26 protein-coding genes are annotated in these 24,840 nt (G+C 30.5%); 15 read left to right on the forward strand and 11 right to left on the reverse strand.

Annotated features, from left to right (window positions below; genetic code table 11):
• The first annotated feature begins 699 nt into the window (after positions 1-699).
• Positions 700-1,329, forward strand: coding sequence for an aminoacyl-tRNA hydrolase (gene pth, locus ABNT61_RS11945; RefSeq protein ID WP_348710783.1), 630 nt, complete (start codon positions 700-702; stop codon positions 1,327-1,329).
• Here pth and ABNT61_RS11950 read toward each other — a convergent pair whose 3' ends face one another.
• The 4 genes from ABNT61_RS11950 to ABNT61_RS11965 form a co-directional block, all read right to left on the reverse strand.
• Positions 1,330-1,800 (reverse strand): hypothetical protein, encoded by a 471-nt coding sequence (locus ABNT61_RS11950; RefSeq protein WP_348743383.1) that lies wholly within the window; start codon positions 1,798-1,800, stop codon positions 1,330-1,332. It abuts the gene before it with no gap.
• Between the two features lie 6 nt (positions 1,801-1,806).
• On the reverse strand, positions 1,807-2,259 hold the full coding sequence (locus ABNT61_RS11955; RefSeq protein WP_348741247.1) for a 6-carboxytetrahydropterin synthase: 453 nt from the start codon (positions 2,257-2,259) through the stop codon (positions 1,807-1,809).
• Positions 2,260-2,434: 175 nt separating this feature from the next.
• A complete protein-coding gene (locus ABNT61_RS11960) occupies positions 2,435-2,737 on the reverse strand; it encodes a hypothetical protein (protein ID WP_348724599.1) in 303 nt (100 codons plus the stop codon).
• 97 nt (positions 2,738-2,834) lie between these two features.
• Complete coding sequence (locus ABNT61_RS11965; protein ID WP_348743384.1) at positions 2,835-3,803, reverse strand: sodium-dependent bicarbonate transport family permease; 969 nt, start codon at positions 3,801-3,803, stop codon at positions 2,835-2,837.
• Between the two features lie 87 nt (positions 3,804-3,890).
• Between ABNT61_RS11965 and ABNT61_RS11970 the strand changes: the two genes are divergently transcribed.
• The 3 genes from ABNT61_RS11970 (at position 3,891) to ABNT61_RS11980 (ending at position 6,851) form a co-directional block, all read left to right on the forward strand.
• Entirely contained in the window at positions 3,891-4,814 is a 924-nt protein-coding gene (locus tag ABNT61_RS11970) for a LysR family transcriptional regulator (RefSeq protein ID WP_348743385.1), read from the forward strand.
• Positions 4,815-5,047: 233 nt separating this feature from the next.
• On the forward strand, positions 5,048-5,911 hold the full coding sequence (locus ABNT61_RS11975; protein WP_348743386.1) for an AraC family transcriptional regulator: 864 nt from the start codon (positions 5,048-5,050) through the stop codon (positions 5,909-5,911).
• Between the two features lie 67 nt (positions 5,912-5,978).
• Entirely contained in the window at positions 5,979-6,851 is an 873-nt protein-coding gene (locus ABNT61_RS11980; RefSeq protein ID WP_348743387.1) for a sterol desaturase family protein, read from the forward strand.
• Between the two features lie 163 nt (positions 6,852-7,014).
• On the opposite strand, the gene ABNT61_RS11985 is transcribed toward ABNT61_RS11980, so the two are convergent.
• Both ABNT61_RS11985 and ABNT61_RS11990 read right to left on the reverse strand, forming a co-directional pair.
• Positions 7,015-7,467 (reverse strand): GNAT family N-acetyltransferase, encoded by a 453-nt coding sequence (locus tag ABNT61_RS11985; protein WP_348743388.1) that lies wholly within the window; start codon positions 7,465-7,467, stop codon positions 7,015-7,017.
• Positions 7,464-8,234 (reverse strand): enoyl-CoA hydratase/isomerase family protein, encoded by a 771-nt coding sequence (locus ABNT61_RS11990; RefSeq protein WP_348743389.1) that lies wholly within the window; start codon positions 8,232-8,234, stop codon positions 7,464-7,466. Before ABNT61_RS11990 ends, ABNT61_RS11985 begins: the two co-directional genes overlap by 4 nt.
• A gap of 50 nt (positions 8,235-8,284) precedes the next feature.
• On the opposite strand from ABNT61_RS11990, the gene ABNT61_RS11995 reads away from it, so the two are divergent.
• Entirely contained in the window at positions 8,285-8,740 is a 456-nt protein-coding gene (locus tag ABNT61_RS11995) for a GNAT family N-acetyltransferase (RefSeq protein ID WP_348743390.1), read from the forward strand.
• Between the two features lie 6 nt (positions 8,741-8,746).
• On the opposite strand, the gene ABNT61_RS12000 is transcribed toward ABNT61_RS11995, so the two are convergent.
• Both ABNT61_RS12000 and ABNT61_RS12005 read right to left on the reverse strand, forming a co-directional pair.
• Complete coding sequence (locus ABNT61_RS12000; protein WP_348743391.1) at positions 8,747-9,265, reverse strand: hypothetical protein; 519 nt, start codon at positions 9,263-9,265, stop codon at positions 8,747-8,749.
• Positions 9,266-9,282: 17 nt separating this feature from the next.
• On the reverse strand, positions 9,283-10,617 hold the full coding sequence (locus tag ABNT61_RS12005; protein WP_348743392.1) for an MATE family efflux transporter: 1,335 nt from the start codon (positions 10,615-10,617) through the stop codon (positions 9,283-9,285).
• A gap of 61 nt (positions 10,618-10,678) precedes the next feature.
• Between ABNT61_RS12005 and ABNT61_RS12010 the strand changes: the two genes are divergently transcribed.
• A complete protein-coding gene (locus ABNT61_RS12010; RefSeq protein ID WP_348743393.1) occupies positions 10,679-11,149 on the forward strand; it encodes a hypothetical protein in 471 nt (156 codons plus the stop codon).
• On the opposite strand, the gene ABNT61_RS12015 is transcribed toward ABNT61_RS12010, so the two are convergent.
• A complete protein-coding gene (locus tag ABNT61_RS12015) occupies positions 11,146-11,523 on the reverse strand; it encodes a Fur family transcriptional regulator (protein WP_348743394.1) in 378 nt (125 codons plus the stop codon). The genes ABNT61_RS12010 and ABNT61_RS12015 overlap by 4 nt on opposite strands.
• A 79-nt stretch (positions 11,524-11,602) precedes the next feature.
• Between ABNT61_RS12015 and ABNT61_RS12020 the strand changes: the two genes are divergently transcribed.
• Complete coding sequence (locus ABNT61_RS12020; RefSeq protein ID WP_348743395.1) at positions 11,603-12,004, forward strand: MerC domain-containing protein; 402 nt, start codon at positions 11,603-11,605, stop codon at positions 12,002-12,004.
• A gap of 16 nt (positions 12,005-12,020) precedes the next feature.
• Positions 12,021-12,680, forward strand: a complete 660-nt coding sequence (gene folE / locus ABNT61_RS12025; protein ID WP_348710762.1) for a GTP cyclohydrolase I FolE — start codon at positions 12,021-12,023, stop codon at positions 12,678-12,680.
• A gap of 109 nt (positions 12,681-12,789) precedes the next feature.
• Here the strand turns inward: folE and mutS are convergent, their stop codons facing one another.
• Entirely contained in the window at positions 12,790-15,399 is a 2,610-nt protein-coding gene (mutS, locus tag ABNT61_RS12030) for a DNA mismatch repair protein MutS (protein ID WP_348724579.1), read from the reverse strand.
• Between the two features lie 226 nt (positions 15,400-15,625).
• Here mutS and ABNT61_RS12035 point away from each other — a divergent pair, with 226 nt between their 5' ends.
• From ABNT61_RS12035 to ABNT61_RS12050, 4 genes are all read left to right on the forward strand, one after another.
• Positions 15,626-16,156 carry an RNA methyltransferase gene (locus ABNT61_RS12035; protein WP_348743396.1) on the forward strand — a complete coding sequence of 177 codons (531 nt, stop codon included), beginning with the start codon at positions 15,626-15,628 and terminating at the stop codon, positions 16,154-16,156.
• 42 nt (positions 16,157-16,198) lie between these two features.
• Complete coding sequence (locus ABNT61_RS12040; RefSeq protein ID WP_348743397.1) at positions 16,199-18,082, forward strand: tetratricopeptide repeat protein; 1,884 nt, start codon at positions 16,199-16,201, stop codon at positions 18,080-18,082.
• Between the two features lie 69 nt (positions 18,083-18,151).
• A complete protein-coding gene (locus tag ABNT61_RS12045) occupies positions 18,152-18,682 on the forward strand; it encodes an RNA methyltransferase (RefSeq protein WP_348743398.1) in 531 nt (176 codons plus the stop codon).
• 5 nt (positions 18,683-18,687) lie between these two features.
• Positions 18,688-20,571 carry an ATP-binding protein gene (locus ABNT61_RS12050; protein WP_348743399.1) on the forward strand — a complete coding sequence of 628 codons (1,884 nt, stop codon included), beginning with the start codon at positions 18,688-18,690 and terminating at the stop codon, positions 20,569-20,571.
• 102 nt (positions 20,572-20,673) lie between these two features.
• Here the strand turns inward: ABNT61_RS12050 and ABNT61_RS12055 are convergent, their stop codons facing one another.
• Positions 20,674-20,973, reverse strand: coding sequence for a GIY-YIG nuclease family protein (locus ABNT61_RS12055; protein ID WP_348743400.1), 300 nt, complete (start codon positions 20,971-20,973; stop codon positions 20,674-20,676).
• A 542-nt stretch (positions 20,974-21,515) separates the two neighbouring features.
• Between ABNT61_RS12055 and ABNT61_RS12060 the strand changes: the two genes are divergently transcribed.
• From ABNT61_RS12060 to ABNT61_RS12070, 3 genes are all read left to right on the forward strand, one after another.
• A complete protein-coding gene (locus tag ABNT61_RS12060; RefSeq protein ID WP_348743401.1) occupies positions 21,516-21,650 on the forward strand; it encodes a hypothetical protein in 135 nt (44 codons plus the stop codon).
• Between the two features lie 66 nt (positions 21,651-21,716).
• On the forward strand, positions 21,717-23,555 hold the full coding sequence (locus tag ABNT61_RS12065; RefSeq protein WP_348743402.1) for an ATP-binding protein: 1,839 nt from the start codon (positions 21,717-21,719) through the stop codon (positions 23,553-23,555).
• Positions 23,548-24,225, forward strand: coding sequence for a response regulator transcription factor (locus ABNT61_RS12070; protein WP_348710752.1), 678 nt, complete (start codon positions 23,548-23,550; stop codon positions 24,223-24,225). The genes ABNT61_RS12065 and ABNT61_RS12070 overlap by 8 nt, the downstream gene beginning before the upstream one ends.
• Positions 24,226-24,840 lie beyond the last annotated feature (615 nt).

A 24,840-nucleotide genomic window follows, 5' to 3' on the forward strand; every position in this document is an offset into this window, starting at 1 on the left:
TGCGGTTTGTTAAAGCCGATTCAAAAATTAACCTAGGTTAATACTATTAAAAACCATTTAACGATAGTTATAAAGCATAAAAAAGCTAGAACATTGATATAATTGAGAAGTGTTGAGAAATATTATAATATTATAGAAAAACAAAAGAGCCACTAAATTGTGGCTCTTTTGTTTGTTCACAGTCCCCCCGAACCATAAACGGTATATTTTGAAACTTACATTTAATTTCTTTTGCTTACACTGTAAAAATACTACAGATTTAAAATGAATTGGGTTTTTATCGATGAATAGACGATTGATGTTGTCGATATTAAATTAACATAGGTTAACCGAAAAAAATTAAAACGAAAGAAATGTTAATACAGTTATTACAAAGATTTTATTAGTGAAACATGAAGTTTAAAGATTTGAATATAAGGTAAATAAAAAGGGCCGCATAAAATGTGGCCCTCCCTTTTTGGTTCACAGTCCCCCCGAACTATAAACGTAAAATCTAAATGAAACTTTTTTTAGTTACAATCTAAAGTTACAACGCTTTTTCGTGTTAAAAATTTTATATCGATGAATGGTAACTTAGAAAAGGTGACTCCTTATTAACACAAGTTAATTAACATAGGTTAATAGGTTTTATACAGATTTAGAAGCTATTTTATCCATGTTTATTGGTTTTAGATTAGATTTGCACCTGAAATTTAAATTATGGGTATTCTTTCATTTATTAATGGGCTATTCGGAAGTAAAAAAGAAACACAAGAAGAAATCATGAAGAAGTTTTTGATAGTTGGATTAGGAAATATTGGTGAGAAGTACGACAATACACGACATAATATCGGTTTTAAAATTGTTGATGCTCTTGTAAAGGAGTATGAAGAATCTTTTTCTACAGAGAAGCTAGGAGATTTAGCTAAATTGAAAATTAAAGGAAAAACAGTATTTGTGTTAAAGCCAAATACATTTATGAATTTAAGTGGAAAGGCCGTTTTATATTGGATGAAGAAAGAGAATATTTTAATTGATAATGTGCTGATTATTACAGACGATTTGAATATTGATTTTGGAAAAGTAAGAATCAAAGGAAGAGGAAGTGCAGGAGGACATAATGGATTAAAAGATATTCAAGACAAATTAAATACAGGATCATATCCTCGTTTCAGATTTGGTGTAGGTGCCAATTATAGAAAAGGTGGTCAGGTAGATTTTGTTTTAGGAAAATGGAGCGATGATGAAGAAAGCGCATTAATTGAGCGTGTTCCAACGAGTATTAAAGCAATAGAATCTTTTGTAAATGCTGGATTAGCAAATACAATGAATACATTTAATGGTAAGTAGTTAACGAACAATATATGTTGGTGTAAGTTTTATTTCCTCTAGGTTAGCATTAGGATTTTTGGTCAACAAATTATTAATAACATTGAATTCAGCACTCAATGATGCAATCTTCAAAATAATTTTGCTATTGGGATTTACATCAAAATACGTTGAAGTTACCTCATCTATTATTCTATACCTTATATTCTTTGAAAATGGTTTTCTAATCTTTTTGTTTTCAGAATAAAAATCAACATAATAGGGCAACCATTTTACTTGATATAACATTTTTCTACAAAAGGCTATAGGTAAAAAGATGGTAATTTCCTTTGCTTCTTTTTTAGGAATATCATGAGAAATGAGGAGTTCTAGAAGTTCCTCTATTTCAATTTCTTTGTCAAGATTACCAATTAATTTGATAGTAGTTAATACGTAGTCTCGAAATTCAATTGGTATTGGCTTTGAAAAAACATTACTAAAATTGAATTTCATTTTTAACTACAAATTATCACTCGCAAACCACTCTGCGTAGCAGGTTTCCGTTTCTTGTAATTTTAAAGAATGTAGTGAAAGACCTTCAGGTAATTGTGCTTTAATTTTTGCAGCAAAATCTAAAATCATCATTTCACTTGAAGGTTGATAATCCACTAATATAATATTATGACCTAATCCTAATAAGTGATTGGCTAATTCTAAGTGAGGAGTGTTTTTATTTAATATTGTAGCATGATCAAATACATCAACAACTTCTTTATTTACAATCTTTTTTAAATCACCAAAATCGATAACCATACCATATTTTACATTCGTAGGATCGCTTATTGGTGTTCCAATTACAGTAACTGAAAGTTTGTAACTATGACCATGAACATTTTTACATTTCCCGTCATAACCATACAGCGCATGTGCTGTCTCAAAAGTGAATTGCTTTGTAACTCTTATCGTACTCATAATAATGCGCAAAAGTATATAAAATACTAATACACCGCTTTATTTTGTATAAATAATTGACATTAAAAAAGATGAGTGATTACTGTGGCGGTAATCACTCATCATTACAAAAGAATCCCCATTAGGATTTGGTTACATAAAACCTGACAACATAAAAAATGTCTTTCTGTAAAGCTTACTCTTCTAACTCGATGTAAACTTTACTTTTAATTTTAAGTTTTTTACCTTGAATTCTAGCTTGAGAGAAAAACTCTTTAGCTATCTGTTGTTCGTTTAATAATTCTTGAATTCTTCCATTATCATACTCGCAAGCATCATTTTCATTTCCTTCTTTGATAGAAAGACGCTTAATTTTATGGAAGTTAATTTTAGCGTTTAGTACATCATTAATAATTGTTGCCGCTTCCGCTGCTGTAAATACATTATCAATTAAATTGATTTCTTGCTCTGTTTTTACAGTTTCTAATGTTTGTACCATTTTCATATAGGTTTGACTTTTATTTTCTTGGTGTAAAGATCCTACTTCTTTTTAATTAGTTTTTATTTATGTTTTTTATTATTAATATAAACTATTGTTATGACGAGTTTATAATACATAGGTAGAGTGGAATTCCTAAAGTGATATTAAAAGGAAATGTTATTGCTAATGCCATTGGAATGTATAAACTCGGATTTGCTTTTGGGTTAGCTAATTTCATTGCAGCCGGTACAGCAATATAAGATGCACTCGCCGCTAATATTGCAAACAACAGTCTATTTCCTGTTCCTGCAATAAAAAAGCTAGTTACAAAAGCAACTAAACATCCATTAACTATTGGGATAATGATTGAAAATGCGAAAGCAAAACCACCTTTTTTTCCAAAATCAGATAGCTTTTTTCCACTGGTAATTCCCATATCTAAAAGAAATACAGCTAAAAACCCTTTGAAGATATCCGTTGTAAATGGTTTAATTCCTTCAGCCTGGGCTTCACTTGCGAAAAAACCAATAATAAGACTTCCTATTATCAACAAAACACTTCCGTTTGTAAGTGAATGATGCAGTACTTTTTGAACAGAGAAATTTTTATCTCGTTTTTTCTTTTTGTTGAATATCGACATTAATAACAAACCAACCATAATTGATGGAGCTTCCATCAGTGCCATTACGGCAACCATATGACCACTAAATGGAATTTGTTCTAATTCTAAAAATGAAATTGTAGTAACAAATGTAACTGCGCTTACAGATCCGTAAGCTGCTGCTATAGCTCCCGAGTTTTCTACGGTAAATTTTAATCTTAGGATAAAATACGTATAGATAGGAACAATAATTGCTAAGAATATTCCAAATAAAAGCGACCATAAAATTTCGACCGAAAACTCGCTATGTGAAAGCTCTTGTCCTCCTTTAAAACCAATTGATAATAGCAGATAAAGAGAGATGAATTTTGAAGAATTTTCAGGTATGGAAAGATCACTTTTTAATTGAACCGCTATAATTCCTAAAAAGAAAAAGAGAAGTGCGGGGTTAGTCAAATTGTCGAATAATAAATGTAAATCCATTTTTGCTTTTTAAAATTTTCGCAAAGATGAATGGTATTATTCATATAATATTATTTATATTTATAATGTAAAATATAATTTATTGTTATGCATTATACCTTACATCAATTAGAGATCTTTCGAAAAATAGTCGAATTGAAAAGCGTAACTAAAGCTGCAGAAGAGTTATTCTTAACTCAACCAGCAGTTTCTATACAACTAAAAAAGTTTCAAGATCAATTTCAAATTCCTCTTTTCGAAGTTGTTGGAAGAAGAATTTACATAACTGAATTCGGTGAAGAAATTGCTACAGCGGCAGAAAAAATTTTAGAGGAAGTTTCTGCCATTAATTATAAAGCAATGTCTTTTCAAGGTGCACTTGCAGGGAAATTAAAAATTGCAATTGTATCTACTGCAAAATATGCAATGCCATATTTCTTAACTGGTTTTTTAAACCGACATAAAGGTGTTGATTTAGTAATGGATGTTACTAATAAATCAGAAGTGGTAAGATCTTTAGAAAATAATGAAGTTGATTTTGCAATGGTATCTACTATTCCTAAAAATTTAAAAATCAACAGAATTGAGTTGATGGAAAATAAATTACATTTAGTTGGAGGAAAACAATATAAAGGAACGGGAAAAGATGTAACAATAAAAGAATTTGAACAACTTCCATTAATTTATAGAGAACAAGGTTCTGCTACTAGAAACGCAATGGAAAGATTTATTGCTTCACAGAAAATATCAACGTATAAAAAAATGGAGTTAAAGTCTAATGAAGCATTAAAACAAGCTGTTATTGCTGGATTAGGTTATTCCATTATGCCATTAATTGGGATAAAAAATGAATTAAATAATGGTGATTTGCAGGTAATTCCTGTGAAAAAATTACCGATTATTACCAATTGGAATTTAATTTGGTTAAGCTCAAAAAACTTATCAAACGTAGCAAAGGAGCTAATTACTTATATCAATGAAAATAAAACTGATATAATGAATGAGCATTTTAATTGGTTCGAAAAATACTAGTTGATTCCTTAGCGTCTATTTCTGTTTTTATTATAAAAATACACGACTACTAATCCAACAGCTAGTACAAGAAATAAATATTGATCCATTGTTATTAATTTTTGCCTAAGGTACAATTTTAATTGACTTTCACTTTTAGAATTCAATTCTTGAAAACTTTAAAATGTCCTATTTTAACAAACAGCCAGCGGAATAAATATATAGGTTTGTATATCAGAATTGTAATTTGATGAATGAGTAATCCAACACAAATAGAGCGATATCAGAAACTACTAGAGTTTTTAGACAAGCAGTTTAAAAGCTCCATATCCTCAAAAGATATTGAAGAGGTTTCGTTTTATTCCTATCGAAATATTAATCGAATATTTTATGCACTTCAACAGGAAACTATTGGTCATTATCTTAAAAGAATAAAACTTGAAAAAGCTGCAGAGTATTTGAAGTACAGTTCAGATGAAGTATCTGACATTGCAATTGCAGTTGGTTATGCGGATCTTCCCACTTTTAGCAAAGCGTTTAAAAATCGTTTCGGATGCTCTCCTACATACTATAGAAATTCAGAAATTTTAAAAGAAGAAATACTTGAGGAAGCGATTAAAGATTCACAAGGATTCAATAAACTTGAATTTACAATTGAAGAATTACCAGCATTTAAAATATTGTATCTGCAATACAAAGGGAATTATGATAATATTAAAGCCATTGAACAAACATGGGAGAAATTAGTTCGTTACGCACTAAAAAAGAAGCTCTTTAAAGACGATACGATTATTGTTGGAGAAGTTTTAGATGATGATGAAATATCAGAATCGTTAAAGTGTAGATATAATGCTGGAATTATTATTGATTCTAATGCTGATATAACTACGGAAGGCTTATTCGGAACAAAAGAAATTGAAGCTCAAAAATATGCTAAATTCATTCATAAAGGAAGTCATGAAAGTTGTTTTGAATCCTATAATTCCATTTACATGCATTGGATGAAAGACGTTAAATTGGAGTTTGAAGATAAACCTACATTAGAGTTTTATTTGAATGACGAAGAAACAACTCCCAAAGAAAAATTAATTACTGAGATTTATATTCCCGTAAAATAATTGTCCTAAATCGACAAACAGCAGATTTCCATTTAAAATACTTTTACGCTATAAAAAAAGAGTAAAAATGGAATTAAAAGAAGTTGTTTTTCTGTTTGAAAATGCGTCAATTATAAAGTATGTAGGATTGTTTTTCATCTTTAATTTAAGTATCGTTTTCATTGAAATTATTGTTGATTTTTTAATTGCGAAGAAGAGAAGATGGAAAGATACTGGAGCTAATGTTGTGATTTTTGGAATCAATCAATTACTCGAAAAAACAATTGTAGGAAGTATTGGTATTATTTTATTGATTCCGTTTCAATGGTTATCTCTGTTTGAAATTCCAATGAACATCTGGACCTGGATTTTAGCAATTTTTGTTGCCGATTTCACCTATTATTGGATGCATAGATTAGAGCACGAACATAGAATTTTATGGGCGCATCACAGTGTGCACCATTCATCTGAAGATTATAATCTTACCATTTCAATGCGATTAAGTATTATAGAAGGATTGTTCGAATGGATTTTTCTAATTCCAATGATTTTGGTTGGTTTTAGTCCATTTCAGGCAGTTGTAGGTTTGGTTTTAGTTGCACAATATCAAACTTGGATCCATACAGAGCATATTAAAAGTTTAGGTTGGTTAGATGAGGTTTTCAACACACCATCAACACATAGAGTTCATCATGGTTCTAACAGAAAATACTTAGATAAAAATTATGGAGGAATTTTAATTATATGGGACAAACTTTTCGGAACTTTTGAACGTGAAAAAGAAAAGGTAATTTATGGCTTAACAAAAAACATTAATACGAATAACCCACTAACCATCAACTTTATTGAATACCTCAATATTTGGAAAGAAGTTAAAAAATGTAAAACACTAAAAGATAAATTCAGAATTGTATTTGGAAACTTAATTTGGAAACCCGAATACTTCAAGAGGAATGATTAACGTGGGTTAGATATAAGTACTTAAGATGATCAAAATTGTCATTGCTACAAAGGTTAACTAATTCGTCATTGCGAGCGCCAGCAAAGCAATCTCACCTCGATAAAAAGATTACTTCGTCATTCTTCCTCGTAATGACATCTTTCAGTTATGTCCTAGAAATTAATTAAATCAGTTTTTTTTCAAAACAAAGGCTTTCTTCTATTCCAGCATATTGCCCATAGTTTTCCATCAATGTATATTTATTCTTTTTGTATAGATGAACAGCTTCAACTTGTCGAATTCCGGTTTCTAGAATGCATCTTTCAAAAGACAATTCTAAAGCCCATTTTTCAAGTTCAACTAAAACTTTTGATGCCATTCCTTTACCTCTAGATTTTTCTGAAGTAAACATCCTTTTAATTTCCATGGTTTTGGCATCAAATTGTTTTATTGCACCGCAAGCAACAGGAATAGAATCCATATAACCAACAATAACATATTTGATATTGTCTAAGCCATTATACTGATTGTAAAAGTCATGATCATCGCCATCAGTAATAGCTAAAAAAGCATCGAGTTGTTTTACCAACTCGATAAAGTCTTTATTCTTAGAATCTGTTCGAATTAAGGAAATCACTTTTTAAATTTTGCTAAGGCATTTTTAGTGAATTCAGAAAGTACTAGTTTACCAGAAGTTTCTGCTCGATCAATTAGTAAAGTATCCCAATGTTCTGTGCCTAACCATAAAGCTCTTTTCATTTCATCTAAAGCTTCAGGATTGTATGAAGCTAGCTTTTCAGCTAATAATTCTACTTCTGAATCTAATTCAGAAATTGACTCAAATACACGTGCATATAATCCTTTATCTTTTGCCCAATATGCATTTTTCCAACTTGTTGCGTCTAATGTTAACTCTGCTAATCCGCTAACACCAACTTTACGTTCTACAGCCGGAGCAATTACAAAAGGTCCAATTCCAATAGTTAATTCAGAAAGTTTAATTGAAGCCGCTTCTGTTGCTAATACATAATCACAAGCACCAGCTAAACCAACTCCACCACCTACAACTTTTCCTTGGATACGACCAATAACTAATTTTGAACATTTACGCATTGCGTTGATAACATTAGCGAATCCAGAAAAGAAAGCTTTCCCATCTTCTAAATTATCAATCGCTACCAATTCATCAAAAGAAGCTCCAGCGCAAAAGGCACGTTCTCCTTCAGATTTTAAAACGATAACTGAAACGTTAGTATCATCAGAAAGTTTATCAAATTCTTTAGCTAATCTATCTAATAATTCACTTGGAAATGAATTACTTGCTGGATGTCCAAATTCAATAGTTGCTACTTTATTTTCAATTTTGGTATATAAACTCCCGTTGGGTCTTGTTGTTGTAGTCATTATTTAGTTGTTTGTTCAAAAATAGTGGTAATTTTAATTTTTGAGAAATTATGAATGATCAAAACATAAAAATTAAGTCAATTCAAGGAATCCCAAGTAACGAAGTCTTGAATGAGCTGTTGACCTTGTATACTTCGGTTTTTGAAGATGCGATAGTCGATTTTTTTATGGAAAGGATTTCAACCAAAGAAGATGTCGTTTCAATAATTGCTTATAAAAATGAAGTGCCAGTTGGATTTAAAATCGGATATCGATACAACGAAAGTACTTTTTACAGCTGGGTTGGAGGTGTTTTATTGAACCATAGAAAAGAAGGAATTGCTAAACAATTAGCAGCAACACAAGAATCAATTGTAAAAGAAAAAGGATATACCAAATTAAGAACAAAATCTATGAATCGATTTAAGCCTATGTTGATTTTAAATCTTAAAAATGGATTCGATATTGTTCAAGTGTATACCAATGAAAAAGGACAACAAAAGATTGTTTTTGAGAAGGAGATTTAAAATTAATCAGTTTCTTTTTTTAGCGGGAACTCTAAATAATGAGAGATGTCGAGTTACAATACCTTTATTAAAATCAGTAAATAACTCTAAGCTTAAAGTGTCTACACTGTTATGAATAAATATAATGCTCTCTTCTTTTTTTAGATAGGAAAAATTAAACTTTCTTAATTCGCTATTTAATTTTTTAACATCTAAATTATTTAGGTTATTGATTATGGATTTATATTGACTTTTAGAAATATTAGAGGTGTCAATTTGCATGGTATCTAAAGAATAATTAAATCCTTTCGCCACTACTTTTCTCCAATCATCCATATAAATTTGATAATATGTTCTTAACCTACCTGAATTTTCTTGTAAATTGAAGTAACCACATCCAGCAGAAATAGTGTCACAATTGTCTTTAATTAGTTTACTAACATTAACATCAAACTGATCATCAAAAGGGTTATAATTTGGCGTTTCTTTACAACTTATAAAATATAGTAAACTTATGCTAAATAGTATCTTAATAGAAATCTTCATAGTTTTTTACTTCCAAATTACTCATTTTTAGCCAATGCTAAAAACTTCTTTCGAAATACCATAATTAAAGGAAAGCCACGAGCTATGATCCAAGCAAAGAACGCAATCCAAATTGCATATAATTTGTAGTCCAAAGAATCAAAAAATAGTAGTGTTGGAATAAAGACAATTCCTGTTGTTACTAAAAGTAAATTACGCAGATATTTCATTTCTCCCATTCCTTTAAACATTCCATCATAAATAAAGGCTAAGGAACAAAAAGGTTGCATTAATAATATGATCCAAAATGAAGTATAGAAGGTGTCTAAAACTTCTTTTTCTTGTGTAAACAACCTTCCAATTGGTTCATACAGCAAAAAACCAATAATAGCCATAACTACTCCTAAAGAAAAACCATATAAAATCAATCTATTACCTAATGTTACTAAAGTTTTATATGCTTTAGCACCAAGTAATTTTCCCGATAAAATATTTCCAGCAGAAGAATATCCATCAATTATAAATGCCCCCATAAGCCAAAGATTTAAACCAATGGTATATGCAGCAATATATTCGTTTCCGTATCCTGTTGCGTAAGATGTACCGAAATATAAAGCAGTATTTAAAGCAATGGTTCTTACGAATAAGTTTAATACCATTGTGATAAAACGTGGAATTTCATCGTGAAATGGTAATTGAAACTTCAAAGAAATGTTCGTTTTTTTATACAGTAAAATCAGTGAAATAACAGCCATAATAATTTGTGCAATTACACTTGCATAAGCTGCTCCTTGTATATGCATTGGAGGAATGTAACCATCTATTCCGTATACTAAAACAATATCTAAAACAATATTTACTACCGTTCCAATAATTGCAATAATCATTGGATAATAGGTGTTTTGTAATCCTCTAAAAGTTCCGTAAACTGCTATAGTGAATAAGGTAAACGGAAATCCAAAAACTCTGATTTTATAATAGTCGACAGAATATTCTAAAACTTGACCAGAGGCATTATAAAACTCAAAAATTTCTTGTGCAAACGGATAACTGAAGACCAAAATTACAATACTTGCCAAAACAATAATTACTGTGGCTTGTGCGGGTAGCGTTTTTATATTGTCTAGTTTTTGTGCACCAACATATTGAGATACAATTGATGAAATACCACTGCGAGTTTGTCCAAAAACCCAAATTAACATAGAAAGAAAAGCCCCAACAATACCAATGGCAGCAATGCTTTCGGTAGCATTTTCTTGAATATTACCAACAATAGCTAAATCTGTAGTAGATAGCAGAGGTTCTGCAACACCAGTAATTAATGCAGGAATTGCCAATTTATTAATATATTTAAAACTGATATCGTGTTGCATAACAGTCAACAAAAATAGGTATTATTGAAATTGAAAAATGAAATCGTAATAAATTGTTTTTATGTTAGAATTAATTGCTGAAATTGTAGGTTATTTTAGTTCGATTGCTCTAGATATTCAAGAGTTTTTCTTCAGAAAAAAACGAGAAAAAAGAAGAAGGTTCGAGGAAGAAAACAACCTACCAAAAAAGAAAATGCGATCTCCTTACGATAGAACAAATATTTTGTTTGTAGTCGTTTTAATTATAGTATTTGTATTGGGTGTTTTCGGTTTTCCTAGATTTAATGTTACTTCTAAAAACTCAGAAAGGGTTAAAAAAATCAAAGAATTATTAGAAAAAGAAAAAAAAGTGTTTGGTACCTATCCGGAAAAATTGCAAAGTATAAAAAGAGGAGATCCGCTGCGTAAAAATTTACTTATTGACGATTGGGGGACAACGTTTAAGTATAGTATTGTTGAAGATTCTTATCTGTTAATATCCGCAGGAAAGGATAAAAAATTCGAGACAGAAGACGATATTCAATTCAATTAAGAACAACTAGAGCATTTACCTGTTAAGAACACAGTTGCGTTTTCAATCGTATGATTTTCAACTTGTGGAATTGAAATTTCAACAGATAAACACGTTACTTTTTTACATTCTGTACACTGAAAGTGCGGATGAATATCATTATGATGATGCGAAGAACAACTTGTGCATTTTGCATACCATTTAATTCCTTCGGTTCCCATGAAGGAATGAACAATACCATCATTTTCAAGTCTGTCTAAAACTCGATATACCGTAGTCTTATTCATTTCTTCATTAAGTTGTGACACTAAATCAACAGCTGATATTGCTGATACACCTGGCTCAAATAAACTTAATAATCTTTTTACTGCTTTTGTTTTTCTAATAACTCCCATAAAATCAACTAACGCAACATTGTTGCAATTAAAAAATTAACGTATTTTTGCTAATTCAAAATACTAAATTAAGAAATCAATGGTTCTGAAGCAAAAGTCAGATACTTTAGGAGCTTTATCAAGCGGTTTGTGTTTGGTGCATTGTGTTTTTACACCGTTTTTATTTGTTATTCAATCTCATGCTGCATGTTGCAGTCATGAAGAGGTTCCTTTTTGGTGGAAAAGCGTTGACATCCTATTTTTAATTATCTCATTTTTCGCAATTCACAAATCGGTACAAACTACATCAAAAATGTGGATGAAATATGCGATGTGGATAACTTGGTTTGTTCTTACATTGATTATTATTAATGAGCATTTCAGTTGGATGTCTTTAGCTGAAGAAACTATTTATATTCCTTCATTAACACTGGTATTTTTACACATATATAACAGTAAATATTGTCAATGTTCAACTGATGCGTATTGCGACGTGAACTAACTTAAAAAATTTCGAAATGGAGAAACATGATCATATTGGAGATAACCATATTTCAACAAGTGTAGAAACCCCTTTAGTACCAAACGCTTTTGATAAATCAGATGACGAAAAGATAGCAAACATTCAAGGGTATTTTTCAAAAATCATGGAAGAGCTAGGTTTAGATTTAACTGATGATAGTCTTTCAGGAACTCCATATCGTTTTGCAAAAATGTATGTAAAAGAATTGTTTTACGGTTTAAATCCGGCTAATAGACCAAAAGCATCAACTTTTGAAAACAAGTATGGTTATGGTAAAATGTTAGTAGAACAAAATATTACTATTGATTCTTCTTGCGAACATCATTTTCTTCCAATTACGGGTTATGCACATGTAGGTTATATTCCAAAAGATAGAGTTATTGGGCTTTCCAAAATCAACAGATTGGTAGATTATTATTCACACAGACCACAAGTACAAGAGCGTTTGTGTTTACAAATTCTAAAAGATTTACAAGAAACTTTAGGTACTGAGGATGTAATTGTGTTGGTAAATGCCAAGCATTTATGTGTTTCTTCTCGTGGAATTAAAGACAAGAATAGCTATACAACAACCATTGAATACGGAGGAAGTTTTAATGATTTAGCCGTTCGTAACGAGTTCTTTAAAATTTGTGAGTTCGAAAATAGAGAGTAGATATTCTGGACATTTCGAATAAGTGAAACGAATGAAGGAATCTTTGTATTAGGAGTAATAGTAAAGAGATTGCTTCTTTCATTCTTCAATCGTAATGACGTTTGAGAAACTACTTCTTAACCAACATTCTCTTAATTTCATTTAGTTTCATTAACGCTTCAATTGGCGTTAGAGTGTCAATATTTGTAGTTAAAATTTCTTCCCTGATATCTTCTAATAAAGGATCATCTAATTGGAAGAAGCTCATTTGCATTTCTTGATTTTGAACATCTTTTAAAGTGTCTTCAACTTCTTTGTGTGAATGACTCTCTTCTAATTGTTTCAAAATTTTATTTGCTCTATGGATAACTTGATTTGGCATTCCTGCAAGCTTTGCTACATGAATTCCAAAACTATGATTACTTCCACCAGCTACAAGTTTACGCAGGAATATGATACTATCTTTTAACTCTTTTACAGAAACATTAAAGTTTTTAATGCGTTCAAAAGTAGTTGTCATTTCATTTAACTCGTGGTAATGTGTAGCAAATAAGGTTTTTGCTTTTGCTGGGTGCTCATGTAAATATTCAGAAATTGCCCAAGCAATAGAAATTCCATCATAGGTAGAAGTACCACGACCAATTTCATCTAATAAAACTAAACTACGTTCTGAGATGTTATTTAAAATAGAAGCAGTTTCATTCATTTCTACCATGAATGTAGATTCTCCCATCGATATATTATCACTAGCACCAACTCTGGTAAATATTTTATCTACAATTCCAATTCGAGCTTGTTGAGCCGGAACATAACTTCCCATTTGAGCTAATAAAACAATTAAAGCAGTTTGACGAAGAATCGCAGATTTACCTGACATGTTTGGCCCGGTAATCATGATAATTTGTTGCTGATTGCGATTTAAAACCACATCGTTTGCAATATATTCTTCACCAATTGGAAGTTGTTTTTCAATTACCGGATGACGACCATTTTTGATTTCAATATCTGTGGTTTCATCGACAGTTGGTCTTACATAATTATGATCGATAGCCAATTGCGCAAAGGATAACAAACAATCTATTTTAGCAATAATTTGTGCATTTTCCTGAATTGGTTGCACAAAGTTGATGATATATTGAATTAACTTTCCAAACAACTCAACTTCTAAAGCTTGAATCTTCTCTTCAGCTCCTAATATTTTTGTTTCATACTCCTTTAGTTCCTCCGTAATGTATCGTTCAGCATTTACTAAAGTTTGCTTTCGAATCCATTCTTCAGGAACTTTATCTCTGTGCGTATTTCTTACTTCAATATAATATCCGAAAACATTATTGAATGCTATTTTTAAACTCGGAATTCCGGTACGTTCTGTTTCACGAGCAAGCATGTTATCTAAATACTCTTTTCCAGAATTTGCAATGGCTCTCAGTTCATCTAATTCTTCTGAAACACCATTTGCAATTGCATTTCCTTTGTTGATGTTTACAGGAGCATCTTCAAAAACAGTAGTATTTATTTTATCTATTAAATCAGTACACGCATGTAGTTGTTTTCCTAACGATTTTACTGTTGCATTTTTAGTAGCTTCAGCAGCTTCTTTAACAGGAAGAATTGCTTTTAATGAATTCTTTAATAGTACTACTTCTCTAGGAGAAACTTTCCCTGTAGCTACTTTAGAAACCAATCGCTCAATATCAGAAATTTGCTTAAGTTGATATGATGTGGTTTCAAAAAAGTCATCACTATCAATTAAAAACTTCACCAATTCGTGACGCTCTTTAATTTGTTCTAAATTTTTAAGAGGTAAGGCCAACCAACGCTTTAATAAACGTCCTCCCATAGGAGAAATGGTTTTATCAATAACATCTAATAATGAAACTGAGTTTATAGAATTTCCTCCGTACAACTCTAAATTGCGAACCGTGAATCGATCCATCCAAATGTAGTTGTCTTCAGCAATTCTATTAACACGTTGAATATGTTCAATTTTGTTGTGCTGTGTTTCCGATAAATAATACATAACAGCACCAGCAGCAACAATTCCGTAAGAAATGTCTTCTACACCAAATCCTTTTAGGTTTTTAACGTTAAAATGATTGGTTAAAGTTTCGTAACCATAGTCTTTTTGAAACACCCAATCTTCCATATAAAATGTGTGGAATCGATTGGTAAATTGTTCTAGAAAACGTTGTTTATGTTGTTTTTGAACCAAAACTTCACTTGGAGAAAAGTTTTGTAATAACTTATCTATGTAAGATTCATTTCCTTGCGCAACTAAAAATTCTCCAGTAGAAACATCTAAGAAAGAAACTCCTAATTGCTTTTTATCGAAATGAATTGCAGCTAAAAAATTGTTGGTTTTAGACTGTAAAACTTCGTCGTTTAAAGAAACTCCTGGAGTAACCAATTCAGTTACACCACGTTTTACAATTTTCTTTGTCATTTTAGGATCTTCTAACTGATCGCAAATGGCAACACGATGTCCTGCTTTCACTAATTTAGGTAAATAGGTGTTTAACGAATGATGAGGAAAACCAGCCAAAGCAGTTTCACTCTCACTACCATTTCCTCTTTTAGTTAAAACAATTCCTAAAACTTCTGAAGCTTTTATAGCGTCCTCACCAAAGGTTTCATAAAAATCACCAACACGAAACAACAACATTGCATCCGGATATTTGGCTTTAATTCCGTTATATTGTTGCATTAATGGAGTAACCTTTTTTGCCTTTGTTTTTGCCAAGTTTATAGATTTTAAGTTAGTTTTGCGAAGATAGAAAAAATACTCAGTGTCTGTTGATTGATGTGTATTGTTATTTGTCACTTCGAGTGAAATTATGAGGAGAGAAAAGTATCATAATTTTGTATCGAGAAGTGTTCAAAATAGTTCTCGATACAATTTCATCTCATTTGATTTCAATTACTCGAACTGACATTACTCGAACCAATTAAATAATAGTGAAGTATTTATGCGTAAACTAAGAAATAATGAGTTAGGAAGAATTTCTGTTGATGAATTTAAAGAAGCAGAAAAAACTCCAATAATTGTTGTACTTGATAATATTAGAAGCTTAAATAATGTAGGTTCCGTCTTTAGAACTTCAGACGCTTTTTTAATTGAGAAGATCTATTTATGTGGAATTACAGCCACACCTCCAAATAAAGAAATTCATAAAACAGCTTTAGGTGCTACAGAATCTGTAGCATGGGAATATGTAGAAGATACCTTAACGTTAATTGAAAAATTAAAAGACGAAGGTGTTAAAGTATTTGCTATTGAACAAGCAGATAATAGTACAAAATTGAATCAACTTACTGTCGCTAAAGAAGAAAAGTATGCCATTGTTTTTGGTAATGAAGTTAAAGGTGTACAACAGGAAGTCGTAACTGCATCTCACAATTGTATTGAAATTCCTCAATTAGGTACAAAGCACTCATTAAACATTTCTGTGAGTTGTGGTGTTGTACTTTGGGATTTGTTTGTAAAGTTGAGAGGATAAGATTTTAAACACACATTTTTTAAATATTAATACAAATTAACCATGCGTTACATTCTTGTTTTTTTGTTTGTTATTAATTTTTCATTTGGTCAGAACAAGAACACTGAAAAAGATAGTATTATCAAAGAGGCATTAAATGCTTATTTTAAGAGGGATACAGTTAAATTAAAGAAATATACAGGGGCTGTATTTAACTTGTACCAAAGAACAAATGATTCAACCTTACTAGCAAAATATCATCAATACAACGCGTTAAGAGCTAAAATCACATTTAAAAATGATAGCGCTTATTACTATCAATATCAAGCTCTTGAAATATCAAAAAAGCTAAAAGATTCATTGCAAGTAGGATTACGTTATTTAAGTATTGCTGGATTACAAAGAATGAACCAAGACTGGATTGGAAGTGAAGAAAATTTAATTCAATGCTTAAAGTATCATGAACCTTTGGCGAGTAAGGACGATCCTGATATTTACATGTATGTAAAATCAGCATATAATATTTTAGGTTTAATTTCTTTTGAAAGGAAGCGATATGAAGAATCCCTAAAATATTATAGAAAAGCATTAGAGTTAAATGAAAAGGTAGTTAATAAAGGAAGAAAGGAAAAAGGATATTTATATCTAATCAATAATATAGGTGTAACCTATATGAACATGAATAATTATGAGAAAGCAATTGAATATTTTAAAGAAGGTTTAGCTTTTGAAAATATAAAAGAAAACTACCCTTCAAACTATGGATTATTCTTGGAAAACTTTACTGAATCAAGTTTTAATCTAGAACGATATGATGACGTTTTAAAAAACTATAATGTAGTAATAGATATTCGTTTGAAGAACGGGAATTTGTTTGATTTAAGTGCTGTTCATATTAACATTCTAGACTTTTATTTGAAAACAGGAAATCTAAAGAAAGCAAAAGAATATGGCTTAAAAGCTCTTGATTATGCTAAAAAATCAGGAAATACTAGATACATTTTAAAATCCTATTATAACTTATCTAAAGTTACTAACGAGAAAGAGTCTAATAATTATTTAGATGCCTATATTCAACTCTCAGACAGTTTACAAGTTGCTGAGAGAGATACTAAAAATCAATTTGCAAGAATAAGTTTTGAAACAGAAAAAAAGGAGAAGGAAAATGCCATATTAACGGCAGAAAATCAATCGAAAGAATTAGAAATTTTAGAGCAAAAACAACAAAAAACATGGGGTTGGTTTTTGGCTATTTTTAGTTTGTTAGGTCTTGGAATTAGTATTCTGTTTTTCAACTTAAAGAAAAGAAAGGCCGCTTTTATAGCAGAATTAGATAAAGTTAGAGTTGCTAATAATGAACGTGATAGGATTGCTCAAGAATTACACGACGGTATTTTAGGAAGATTATTTGGGACACGATTTGGTTTAGGATTTTTGCCTGTAGGAGGAGGTAAAGAAGAAGCCGAAAAGTATGGTCAACTATTAGATGAGCTTCAGGATATTGAAAAAGAAATTCGAGAAGTCTCACATAAATTGAGTTACACTCCGAGTAGTTCTTCAGAGAATTTTAACGCAGTAATTAATGAGCTGATTAAAGAGAAAAGTACTATTGCTGATTTGAATTATAAAGTTGATATAGCCAAAGAGATCAATTGGGATATCATACAGAAAGATATTAAAACTGATATTTACAGAATTCTTCAGGAAGCCTTACAGAATATTATCAAGCATGCAAAAGCAAACACAGTTTCTGTAGCCATTAAAGAGTCCAATAATAATCTTTCTTTAGAAATAGAGGATAATGGTGTTGGTTTCGATGCTTCAGAGCAAGCTGAAGGAATTGGTTTTAGAAATATGGAAGCACGAGTTAAAAAGTTACAAGGAATTTTTGGAGTACAAAGTTCAAAAGGAAATGGGACAAACGTATTAGTTCAAATTCCTATTTAATTCTGAATTTACAGATTACTTCATCCCGAAGTTTCGGGATTCGCAATGACGTAAATGGTTACTAAAACTATGCGCAAACTAAGAAATAATGAGTTAGGAAGAATTTCTGTTGATGAATTTAAGGAAGCAGAAAAAACTCCGATAATTGTTGTACTTGATAATATTAGAAGCTTAAATAATGTAGGTTCTGTCTTTAGAACTTCAGATGCTTTTTTAATTGAGAAGATCTATTTATGTGGAATTACAGCCACACCTCCAAATAAAGAAATTCATAAAACAGCTTTAGGTGCTACAGAATCTGTAGCATGGGAATATGTAGAAGATACCTTAACGTTAGTTGAAAAATTAAAAGACGAAGGTGTTAAAGTATTTGCTATTGAACAAGCAGATAATAGTACAAAATTGAATCAACTTACTGTCGCTAAAGAAGAAAAGTATGCCATTGTTTTTGGTAATGAAGTTAAAGGTGTACAGCAAGAAGTTGTATCTGCATCTCATAATTGTATTGAAATTCCTCAATTAGGAACAAAACATTCTTTAAATATTTCCGTAAGTTGCGGTGTAGTGTTGTGGGATTTATTCGTGAAACTTAAAAAATAATTAGTATGCGTTTTTTTGTTTTTATTTTTTTTACTGTTGCCTTCGTTTTTGGTCAAGAAAAAACTACCGAAAGAGATAGTATTATAAAAGAAGGTTTGAATGCTTATTACAAGCGAGATACAGCTAAACTAAAAGAATATACTGGAGCGGTATATAATTTATATAAGTCAACAAAAGATTCGGTTTTATTGGCTAAATACCATCAGTATAAAGCTTTGTTCTCAAAAATTACTTTTGAAACAGATAGTGCTTACTATCATTATTACAAAGCCAAAAACATTTCAAAAAGCTTAAAGGACTCTGTTGAAGTCGGATTGAGGTATTTGGGGTTAGCGGGTTTGCAAAGAGTCAATAAAGATTTAATTGGTAGCGAAGAAAGTCTGGTTGAATGCTTAAAACATTTAGAGCCGTTGGCGAGTGAAGATAATCCAGATATTTATATGTATACCAAAACAGCATATAATATCTTAGGATTGGTTTTTAGAGAAAGGAATGAGTATGAAAAATCACTAACATATTATAAAAAGGCATTAGAACTAAATGATTTAATTGTTAATAAAACAAGGAAAGACCGAGGTTATTTGTATATCAATAATAACATTGCCGGAGCGTATATGAATTTAGAAGAGTATGACAAGGCAAAAGAGTATATTCAAAACGGATTATCATTTAAAAATGTAAAAAAAGATTACCCATTAAACTATGCATTGCTATTAGAAAATTTAGCTGCTTGTAATTTTAAGTTAAAAAAATACGATGGTTTATTAGTTCAATATAATGAAGCTAGAGACATTTATATTAAACAGAAAAGCTGGGTAAATTTGAGTAATGTGTATTTAAATATTGCACGCTACTATCAAAAAAAAGGAGAAGTTTTAAAAGCTAGAAAATTTGCACTAGAAGGGTTAAAAAACTCAAGAAAAACTAATAATAATAGATTTGTACTAGAAAGTTTGAGTGAGTTATCTGAAATGTCAAATAACCGAGATGCTAAGAAATATTTGGGAGAGTACATTGAACTTTCTGATAGTCTTCAAAAAGTAGAAAGAGATATTAAAAATCAATTTGCAAGAATAAGTTTTGAAACAGAAAAAAAGGAAAAAGAAAACGCCATATTAACAGCAGAAAATCAATCGAAAGAATTAGAAATTTTAGAGCAAAAACAACAAAAAACGTGGGGTTGGTTTTTGGCTATTTTTAGTTTGTTAGGTCTTGGAATTAGTATTCTGTTTTTCAACTTAAAGAAAAGACAAGCAGCTTTTACGGCAGAATTAGATAAAGTTAGAGTTGCTAATAATGAACGTGATAGAATTGCTCAAGAATTACACGATGGTATTTTAGGAAGATTATTTGGAACACGATTTGGTTTAGGTTTTTTACCTGTAGCAGGAGGTAAAGAAGAAGCAGAAAAGTATGGTCAACTATTAGATGAGCTTCAGGATATTGAAAAAGAAATTCGAGAAGTCTCACATAAATTGAGTTACACTCCGAGTAGTTCTTCAGAGAATTTTAACGCAGTAATTAATGAGCTGATTAAAGAGAAAAGTACAATTGCTGATTTGAATTACAAAGTTGATATAGCCAAAGAGATCAATTGGGATATCATACAGAAAGATATTAAAACTGATATTTACAGAATTCTTCAGGAAGCTTTACAGAATATAATCAAGCATGCAAAAGCAAACACAGTTTCTGTAGCCATTAAAGAATCCAATAATAATCTTTCTTTAGAAATAGAAGATAATGGTATTGGTTTTGATGCTTCAGAGAAAGCTGAAGGAATCGGTTTTAAAAACATGGAAGCACGAGTTAAAAAGTTACAAGGAATTTTTGGAGTTCAAAGCTCAAAAGGAAATGGTACAAGTGTATTAGTTCAAATTCCTGTTTAATTCTGAATTAAATTCAGGATAAACAGATTGCTTCACTCATTTTATTCCATTCGCAATGACGTTTTGAATTGTCATTACGAGGAAGGATGACGAAGTAATCTGTTAATTCGTATGAAAAACCCAATCTTTAGATAAATCAATCCATTCAGAATTCGAAACATTTATTAAACCTTCTTTTCTTTTTCTATTCCCTGATTTTAATTGTTTTTCTCTTATAATTGCTTCATTTATTGAATCAAACTTTTCGAGATAAACCAGTTTATTACAATTATACTTAGAAGTAAAACCTTTAAATACTTTTGTTTTATGTTGAAGAATTCTTTTCTCTATATCACTAGTAACCCCAATATAAATAACCGTATTATTTTTATTGGTAAGAAAATATACATAGCTCTTTTTCATAAAGATAAATATATATAATTTCTGTCATAACGAGGAGGTAACGACGAGGTAATCTGTCTTTTTAATAATTCTGATTTAGTCCTAAACTTAAAGATTGCTTCATTCCATTTTATTCCATTCGCAATGACGTTTCATTCCGTCATTACGAGGAAGAATGACGAAGTAATCTCTAATTTTCTATTATTCTAAATTTATTTTAGAATCCCATAATGGTTTGATGTTAAAAGTTTCTTGCAGATTGTAATATTTCTGTGATTGAATTAAGAAATTTCTAATTTTTTTTGCATATTTTCGCAAAAATTGAAACCACCCACAGGAAAATCCCCCTTTTTCGAAAAATAAAACAGTTATTGTTTTGAGAATTGATATATTAATGTCGCTCAAAGAAATAGCTCTAGAAAAACAAAAAAATTTGCTAACCTCAACAAACGCGGGGAAAAGTTTAGAATACTATTAACATATGTAGATTTTGTGTTTTTCAACTAAAATGTTTAATTTGAGAGATAGAATACATAATATTAACATTTAAATTTTTTTAAATCATGAAAAAAATTACTTACGTTCAGAAAACAGAAACAATGAAGTTCCCAGGAGGAGATGACAATAACGGTGGAGGAATGACTACCGGTGGTGGTGGATCTAGCGGAGATGGAGAAGGAGGAGGAAAAAAATTATAAAATAAGTACTATATTTATGAATAAAAAACCATCATATTATGATGGTTTTTTAATTATATTAATCTTATGCGTTTTTTTCTAATTGCTTTTATTGTAGCTTACTCTTCTTATTCTCAAAAGAGAATAGATTCCATTACGGCAAAAGTTATTGATGATGGATTAAAGTCTTACCGCAACAAAGATTCTTTAGGTTTAAAAAAGTCAATTAATAAACTTTATGAGTTATCAAATTCAGGTAAGGATTCTTTGGTTCTAGCAAAGTACTTTCATTACAAGGCATTATCATATAGGGTGAGATTTCAATATGATAGTGCTTATTACTATTATAATACTTCAAAAAGTATTTCTAAGGATATCGGAGATTCCTTAAATGTTGGTAGAAGACTTCTAAGTATGGCTGTAATGCAAAGAAGAGCTAAAGATTATTTGGGAAGCGAAATTAGTTCAGTTGAAGCATTACAGTATTTAGAGCCAATAAAATCTTATACCTTTTTAGAAAGTGTTTATAATAATTTGGGTTTAGTTTCTGAAGAATTAAATCAAGACAGAGAAGCTATTAAGTATTATAAGCAGGCCTATAAAATTAGTGAGTTAATAGAGGACAAATCAAGAAAAGAAGTAAGTTTTCTTCGTTTTCATAACAATTTGGGCTTATTATATCAGCAGGATAGTATTCATAATACTGCTGTTGAATATTTTAGAAAAGGATTGCAGTTTGATAGTTTAAAAGAGAAACATCCAATTCATTATGCTTTATTGTTAGAGAATTTAACTTATAGCAGTATTGCACTAGGAAAAAAGGGTTTTGCTGAAGAGAACTATAATGAGGTTATTCAAATAAGAGAAAATCAGAAGGACTACAGTGATTTATGTATCACTCACGTTTTATTATCTGAGTTTTATACGAGTGAGAAAAGAGTTGGTAAAGCTAAATTTCATGCTAATCAAGCATTGGAATATGCAAAGGAAACTCATAATAATAAACGTTGGTTACAGGCACTACAAAAGTTATCTGAACTTTCTACAGTAGAGGAATCTAATAAGTATTTAAGAGAATATATGACTCTTAACGATAGTCTTTTTCAACAGGAAAGGCAGTTGAAAAACCAATTTGCCAAAATCCGTTATGAAACGGATAAAACTGAAAAAGAGAATAAAGAGTTAAAAGTCGAGAATGAAAAAACATTAGCGGAAGCAGAATTACAAAAACAACGTGCAACTATTGGTTTACTTCTTTCAGGAATTAGTATAATGTTTCTTTTATCAAGTATTTCATTTTTTAGATTTAGAAGAAAAAAGCTTTTGTTTCAATCACAACTGCAAAAAATAGAGGCAAGAGAACAAGAAAGAAGACAAATTGCAAAATCTTTGCACGACGAGGTTGCTGGTGATTTACGTTTACTACATAGAAAGCTAGAAAAATCATTTTTATTAGAGGAGGCTCAAAAGTTAGAGTTGGTAAAAGATAATGTTCGTAATCTTTCTCACCAGTTGAGTAGTGTGAGTTTTGAAGACGTTCCATTTAGAGATCAAATTCTAAATTTGGTAAGCGATTATTTTTCTCCTGATTTTATTATAAAAGTTAACGGACTAAAAGAGATTGATTGGTCCGAAGCAAATAAATCAATCAAAAGATTACTTTATTTGAGTTTACGAGAGTGTATTCAAAATTGTCAGAAATATGCAGAAGCTTCTAAAATGACAATTAATTTCTCAATACATAAAAAATCTGTATTTTTGGATGTAGCAGATAACGGTAAAGGTTTCGATACCGCTACGCAAAAAAAGGGAATTGGATTACTAAACTTACAAGAACGTGTTCAAGATTTAAACGGAACATTAACCATTGAAAGTGAGGTAGGAAAAGGAACTAAAATAATCATCCAAACACCTCTAAATGCCTGATAAGATAAAAATATTAATTGCAGATGATCACCAGTTAATTATAGAAGGTATACTATCGTACATTAAAGATATTGATAATCTAGAGATAGAAACAACCAATTCTTGCGATGAAGCATTCTCTAAAATTAAGGTAGCATTAACAGAGACCCCCTTTCAAATTTTATTTACCGATTTAAGTTTTGATAACGCTAGCGAGAACTCAAGAATCGATAGTGGCGAAAACTTAATTAAAACCATTAAACAAGAAGAAATTCCAATTAAAGTTGGTGTAATTACTGGACATTCTGAAACAAATAGAGTATTTAATGTAATTCAGAATTTAAATCCAAATGCATATTTATTAAAAGGAAAGTGTAATACAGCTGAGCTAAATTTTGCCATTGATAAAATGTTGTCTGGTGAAGTATATTACACACATGAAATTCATCAAAAGTTGTTGAAACGTGCTTTAATAGATATTCAAATGGATGATGTGGCTATTCAAATATTAAAGGAATTACCAAAGCATCCAAAAATTAGTAACCTTGAAGGAATTATTACTAAAGATGACGGTAGTTTGCTTAAAATAAGATCAATAGAAAATAAATTAGCTAAGCTAAGAACAGATCTTCAGGCAAATAATAACACTGATTTAGTACTAAAAGCTAAGGAATTAGGTATCCTAGATTAATTTTGCGGAAAACCACAGTTTAGCTTGCAGATATCCCCTTTCCAGTGCTTCTAATCTCTTATATCTTTGTATCACTTACATGAAACAAATTCTTTAGGGAAGAATTACTGAAAAGAGTAAAAGAAAGACAAAAGACCTCTTAGGCGTTAAGCTTAGGAGGTTCTTTTTTGCGTTTAATTTTAGGGTACATAAATCCACATTTCAATCTGCGGAAAACCCTTTTTTTAACCTGAAAATATGAGATAGCTTTGTACCAGAATCAATCATGTAATTCACGTTGGGGGAAGGAATTACTGTAGGAGATTAGTATTCTTGAACCTCTCAAACGCTCGTTTGGGAGGTTCTTTTTTTTGCTTAATTTTTGGGTTACATAAAACCACATATTTATCTGCGGATATTACTTTTTTTCTGAGAGGATGTTCACATAACTTTGTATCAAATCAATCAGGTAATTCATTTTGGGGATTATAAATTACCATAAGAGATTAGTATAATGCGAACCTCTCAAACTTTTGTTTGGGAGGTTCTTTTTTTATCTGATTTTTAAGGGTTTGCATAAATCCACATTTTAAATTGCGGAAATCCCCTTTATTAAAATGTGACTTTAATATACAT

Origin of the sequence: Tenacibaculum sp. 190524A05c, assembly GCF_964036595.1 — a bacterium.
GTDB lineage: Bacteria > Bacteroidota > Bacteroidia > Flavobacteriales > Flavobacteriaceae > Polaribacter > Polaribacter platacis.

Excerpts from the sequence above, each read along its gene's own strand:
- ABNT61_RS12040 (WP_348743397.1), top strand. The coding sequence starts at position 16,199 with ATGCGTTACATTCTTGTTTTTTTGTTTGTTATTAATTTTTCATTTGGT.
- ABNT61_RS12050 (WP_348743399.1), top strand. The coding sequence starts at position 18,688 with ATGCGTTTTTTTGTTTTTATTTTTTTTACTGTTGCCTTCGTTTTTGGT.
- ABNT61_RS11960 (WP_348724599.1), bottom strand. The coding sequence starts at position 2,737 with ATGGTACAAACATTAGAAACTGTAAAAACAGAGCAAGAAATCAATTTA.
- ABNT61_RS11980 (WP_348743387.1), top strand. The coding sequence starts at position 5,979 with ATGGAATTAAAAGAAGTTGTTTTTCTGTTTGAAAATGCGTCAATTATA.
- ABNT61_RS11950 (WP_348743383.1), bottom strand. The coding sequence starts at position 1,800 with ATGAAATTCAATTTTAGTAATGTTTTTTCAAAGCCAATACCAATTGAA.
- ABNT61_RS12010 (WP_348743393.1), top strand. The coding sequence starts at position 10,679 with ATGTTAGAATTAATTGCTGAAATTGTAGGTTATTTTAGTTCGATTGCT.
- ABNT61_RS12005 (WP_348743392.1), bottom strand. The coding sequence starts at position 10,617 with ATGCAACACGATATCAGTTTTAAATATATTAATAAATTGGCAATTCCT.
- ABNT61_RS11975 (WP_348743386.1), top strand. The coding sequence starts at position 5,048 with ATGAGTAATCCAACACAAATAGAGCGATATCAGAAACTACTAGAGTTT.
- folE (WP_348710762.1), top strand. The coding sequence starts at position 12,021 with ATGGAGAAACATGATCATATTGGAGATAACCATATTTCAACAAGTGTA.
- ABNT61_RS11965 (WP_348743384.1), bottom strand. The coding sequence starts at position 3,803 with ATGGATTTACATTTATTATTCGACAATTTGACTAACCCCGCACTTCTC.
- ABNT61_RS12055 (WP_348743400.1), bottom strand. The coding sequence starts at position 20,973 with ATGAAAAAGAGCTATGTATATTTTCTTACCAATAAAAATAATACGGTT.
- ABNT61_RS12060 (WP_348743401.1), top strand. The coding sequence starts at position 21,516 with ATGAAAAAAATTACTTACGTTCAGAAAACAGAAACAATGAAGTTCCCA.
- ABNT61_RS11970 (WP_348743385.1), top strand. The coding sequence starts at position 3,891 with ATGCATTATACCTTACATCAATTAGAGATCTTTCGAAAAATAGTCGAA.
- ABNT61_RS12000 (WP_348743391.1), bottom strand. The coding sequence starts at position 9,265 with ATGAAGATTTCTATTAAGATACTATTTAGCATAAGTTTACTATATTTT.
- ABNT61_RS12065 (WP_348743402.1), top strand. The coding sequence starts at position 21,717 with ATGCGTTTTTTTCTAATTGCTTTTATTGTAGCTTACTCTTCTTATTCT.
- ABNT61_RS12015 (WP_348743394.1), bottom strand. The coding sequence starts at position 11,523 with ATGGGAGTTATTAGAAAAACAAAAGCAGTAAAAAGATTATTAAGTTTA.
- ABNT61_RS12035 (WP_348743396.1), top strand. The coding sequence starts at position 15,626 with ATGCGTAAACTAAGAAATAATGAGTTAGGAAGAATTTCTGTTGATGAA.
- ABNT61_RS12045 (WP_348743398.1), top strand. The coding sequence starts at position 18,152 with ATGCGCAAACTAAGAAATAATGAGTTAGGAAGAATTTCTGTTGATGAA.
- ABNT61_RS11990 (WP_348743389.1), bottom strand. The coding sequence starts at position 8,234 with ATGACTACAACAACAAGACCCAACGGGAGTTTATATACCAAAATTGAA.
- ABNT61_RS11955 (WP_348741247.1), bottom strand. The coding sequence starts at position 2,259 with ATGAGTACGATAAGAGTTACAAAGCAATTCACTTTTGAGACAGCACAT.
- ABNT61_RS11995 (WP_348743390.1), top strand. The coding sequence starts at position 8,285 with ATGAATGATCAAAACATAAAAATTAAGTCAATTCAAGGAATCCCAAGT.
- ABNT61_RS12020 (WP_348743395.1), top strand. The coding sequence starts at position 11,603 with ATGGTTCTGAAGCAAAAGTCAGATACTTTAGGAGCTTTATCAAGCGGT.
- ABNT61_RS12070 (WP_348710752.1), top strand. The coding sequence starts at position 23,548 with ATGCCTGATAAGATAAAAATATTAATTGCAGATGATCACCAGTTAATT.
- pth (WP_348710783.1), top strand. The coding sequence starts at position 700 with ATGGGTATTCTTTCATTTATTAATGGGCTATTCGGAAGTAAAAAAGAA.